The 1,967-nt window shown below is 75.7% G+C and carries 2 protein-coding genes; one reads left to right on the plus strand and one right to left on the minus strand.

The genetic code is table 11. The features are described 5' to 3' along the window. Positions 1–64 precede the first annotated feature (64 nt). Positions 65–847 (minus strand): hypothetical protein, encoded by a 783-nt coding sequence (locus ACFRMQ_RS35155; protein ID WP_380734861.1) that lies wholly within the window; start codon positions 845–847, stop codon positions 65–67. Positions 848–996: 149 nt separating this feature from the next. On the opposite strand from ACFRMQ_RS35155, the gene ACFRMQ_RS35160 reads away from it, so the two are divergent. Continuing rightward, positions 997–1,967 (plus strand): N-6 DNA methylase (locus tag ACFRMQ_RS35160; protein ID WP_380734862.1); only part of this gene is annotated, 971 nt, incomplete at its 3' end.

The raw sequence follows: 1,967 nt of genomic DNA on the forward strand, positions 1-1,967 counted from the left end.
GCCTTGTGCGTGGCGCGGCGTCGACCGTGCTCCGGCTCCGACCCCGGCTCCGGCGGCGCCGGGGTCAGGAGGTCGGCGGGAGGGCCTTGGCGAGGGTCTTGGCGAAGCCGACGGCGGCGCTGCCCGAGCTGCTCTGCGAGCTGTCGTAGGTGGCGGCGAGGTAGGAGCCGGTGCGGGTGGCGACCATCGTGGTGCCGCCGCTGAAGGAGGGGGAGGTGAGGGTGGCCTGGAGGGCCTCGTCGCCCAGGCCGGGGAGCGGCTTGACGGTGACGGTGACCGGGTACCGCTGGCCGTTCTGGGTGACGGTGAAGCTGTGGCAGGCGGTCAGGGCCTTGGTGAGGGCGGACATGGCGGCCTTGGCGTCGTCGCCGCGGAAGCCGTCGAGCTCCTGGGCGATCATGTCCTGCGAGGCGTCCTGGTAGTCGTTCTGCGCGAACGAGGCGGCGCTGACGCCGGAGGCGGTGATCCAGGCGGAGGTGTTCAGCAGGTCGCAGGAGTGCGGGGAGGGGACGGCGGACGGGGCCATGGGCGGGTTGTAGCCGTCGCCGGTGCTCCGGGAGCCGTCGGGGTCGGGCTTGAAGCCGGCCGGGAACGCGGTGCCGGGCAGCAGCAGCGAGTTGAGCTTGGTGCCGGTCAGCAGGGCGGGCGCGGAGGGCGAGGCCGGCGCGGAGGGCGACGCCGGTGCGGCGGGCGTCGAGGAACCGGCGGTGGAACCGGCGGCGGAGCCGTGGGTGGGGACCGGCGCGGCGGCCGGGGTGGCGGCGGTGCCGGAGGAGCAGGCGGTGAGACCGAGGAGCGCGGTGGCGCCGCAGGCGAGCAGGGCGGTCCGGCGGAGCGTCTGGGACATGACGGCGCGTGCGCCTTTCGAGACGGGGTGACGGGTGATCGGCGCGGCAATCAGACCATGGCGTGTGAACCGCGTCAACACGCGATCATGACGTGAGGCGGGTTGTAGGATCGGGCGGAGAGTCGTTCCAGCGTGGAGGGGTCCGCCCAGTGGCCGAGCAGGGGAGCAGGACGGAGATCACGGCCGCCGGGATCGCGCGGCTGGCCGGGGTCGGCCGGGCCGCGGTGAGCAACTGGCGGCGGCGGCACGCGGACTTCCCCAAGCCGGTGGGCGGCACCGACACCAGCCCGGCCTTCGACCTGGCCGAGGTCGAGCGGTGGCTGCGCGGGCAGGGCAAGCTCGGCAGGGTGCCGCTGAGCGAGCGGGTCTGGCAGCAGGTGGAGGGCGACCCGGAGGGGGCGGCCGCCGCCCTGCTGGCGGTCGGCACCGCGCTGCTCGGGGGCGGCGACGCCGACCCCGAACGACGGGAACTCATCACCGGTGCGCGGGAGTTGGCGAAGGAACTGGGTGGCCGTCAGGCCTTCGAGTTCCTGATGGGGCGCCACCTGGAGGCCGGCCCGCGCCAGTACACGCTCACCCCGGCCCCGCTGGCCGAGCTGATGGCCGAACTCGCCGGCCCGGCCGAGCTGGTGCTCGATCCGGCCTGCGGGTTCGGTGCGCTGCTCGGCGCGGCCGGGCCCGCCGCGACGGTGGCCGGCCAGGAGCTGGACCCGGACCTCGCGGCGCTGACCGCGGTGCGGCTGGCGCTGCGCGCGGACGGCCCGGTGGATGTCCGCGCGGGCGACAGTCTGCGCGCCGACGCGCACCCGGAGCTGCGCGCGGACGCCGTGCTCTGCCACCCACCGTTCAACGAACGGTCCTGGGGGAACGAGGAGTTGGCCTACGACACCCGGTGGGAGTACGGCCTGCCGCCGCGCACCGAGTCCGAACTGGCCTGGGTGCAGCACGCCCTGGCGCACCTGAAGGAGAACGGCTGCGCCGTGCTGCTGATGCCGCCCGCCGCCGCCTCGCGCCGGTCCGGCCGGCGGATCCGGGCGGATCTGCTGCGGCGCGGCGCGCTGCGGGCGGTGGTCGCGCTGCCGGCCCGCAGCGCCCCGCCCACCCGCATCCCGCTGCCCCA

The organism is Kitasatospora sp. NPDC056783 (assembly GCF_042789895.1).
Taxonomy (GTDB): domain Bacteria; phylum Actinomycetota; class Actinomycetes; order Streptomycetales; family Streptomycetaceae; genus Kitasatospora.

Coding starts and splice junctions, on each gene's coding strand:
- ACFRMQ_RS35155 (WP_380734861.1), bottom strand. CDS start 847: ATGTCCCAGACGCTCCGCCGGACCGCCCTGCTCGCCTGCGGCGCCACC.